The 1766-nt window shown below is 68.7% G+C and carries 1 protein-coding gene; it reads left to right on the forward strand.

The features are described from left to right. Positions 1-51 precede the first annotated feature (51 nt). Positions 52-1766 (forward strand): condensation domain-containing protein (locus B073_RS0106265; protein WP_234025005.1); only part of this gene is annotated, 1715 nt, incomplete at its 3' end.

A 1766-nucleotide genomic window follows, 5' to 3' on the forward strand; every position in this document is an offset into this window, starting at 1 on the left:
TTGCTGACGTTGCATCACATTGCGAGTGATGGCTGGTCGGAGGCGCCGTTGTTGCGGGATCTGTCGGTGGCGTACGAGGCGCGGTTGTTGTCTGGCGAGGCGCCGCGGTGGGCCGCGTTGCCGGTGCAGTATGCGGATTACACGCTCTGGCAGCGTGAGTTGCTGGCAGAAGTGGGGGAGGAGCAGGCGGAGTTCTGGGCCCGCACGCTCGCCGATCTGCCGCAGGAGCTGGCCCTCCCCACCGACCGGCCACGCCCGGAACACCCCAGCCACGCGGGTGGCCTCCTCCACTTCGGCATTCCCGCCGAACTCCACCACCGCCTGGAGTCGTTGGCCCGTGGCCAGGGAGTGACGCTGTTCATGGCGCTCCAGGCGGCACTGGCGGTACTGCTCTCACGGATCGGCGCCGGAGGTGATGTCCCGCTGGGCACCGCCACTGCGGGCCGGTCGGACCAGGCCCTCGACGATCTGGTGGGCTTCTTCGTCAACACGTTGGTGTTGCGTACGGACACTTCCGGGAATCCGCCGTTCGCGGAGTTGTTGCAGCGGGTGCGGGAGGCGGATCTGGCAGCTTTCGCGCACGAGGACCTGCCGTTCGAGCGGATCGTGGAGCAGCTCAACCCCGACCGCACCGGTGGCCGGCACCCCTTGTTCCAGACCATGTTCGTCCTCCAGAACAACGCACCGGCCGGCCTCGACCTCCCCGACACCCACATCACCCCGCAGCCCCTCGACGCCGCACCCTCCAAGTTCGACCTCGGCTGGAGCTTCACCGAGCAGCGGGACGTCGACGGCAACCCGGCCGGGATCTCCGGGATGCTCCAGTACGCCACCGACCTCTTCGACGCCGCCACCGCCGAGGAGCTGCACCGGCTGTTCGTGCGGGTGGTGGACGCGGTGACCGGGGACCCTGACGCCGGTGTGGAGGGGGTGGAGTTCTTTGCATCGGCCGAGCAGGAGCGGACGTTGCTCGGGCGCAGTGCGGAACGGCGCAGCGAGCTGCTGCGTAGTGCGGAGAGCCGCGACGCGGAGACGGCGTCCGGCTCCGGGGCCGGTCTGGTGCGGGGGCCGCGGTCGGTGCAGGAGGAGTTGCTGTCCGGTCTGTTTGCGCAGGTGCTGGGGGTGCAGAGCGTTGCACCGGGCGACAACTTCTTTGCCCTGGGCGGTCATTCGCTCAAGGCGACGCGGTTGATCAGCAGGATCCGGTCGGTGTTGGGCGTGGAGTTGGGTGTGCGGACGTTGTTCGGCGCGCCGACGGTGGCCGGGCTGCTGGAGCACCTGACTGGCGAGGGCGCGGTGGCGCGCCCCGCGGTCACTGCTCGTCCGCGCCCTGAGGTGTTGCCGTTGTCGTTCGCGCAGCAGCGGTTGTGGTTCCTGGACCGTTTCGAGCAGAGTCCGACCTACAACGCTCCGTTCGCCTTCCGTATCGAGGGCCCGGTGGACCTGGAGGCGCTGCAACGGGCGATAGAGGACGTCGTGGCCCGCCACGAGTCCCTGCGCACCGTCTTCCCCGACGTCGACGGGGAACCCTTCCAACACATCCTGCCGCCCGAGCAGGCGGGCGCCAAGGTCTCGGTGGTGCAGTGCACCCCCGCCGACCTGCCCACCCTGATCCAGGAGGCCGCCTTCACCTCCTTCGCGTTGGCGTCGGACCTGCCGCTCCGGGTGTCCCTCTTCTCGTCCTCGGCTGCTGAGCATGTGTTGTTGCTGACGTTGCATCACATTGCGAGTGATGGCTGGTCGGAGGCGCCGTTGTTGCGGGATCT

The sequence above is a fragment of the Streptomyces sp. MspMP-M5 genome (genome assembly GCF_000373585.1).
Classification (GTDB): Bacteria; Actinomycetota; Actinomycetes; order Streptomycetales; family Streptomycetaceae; genus Streptomyces.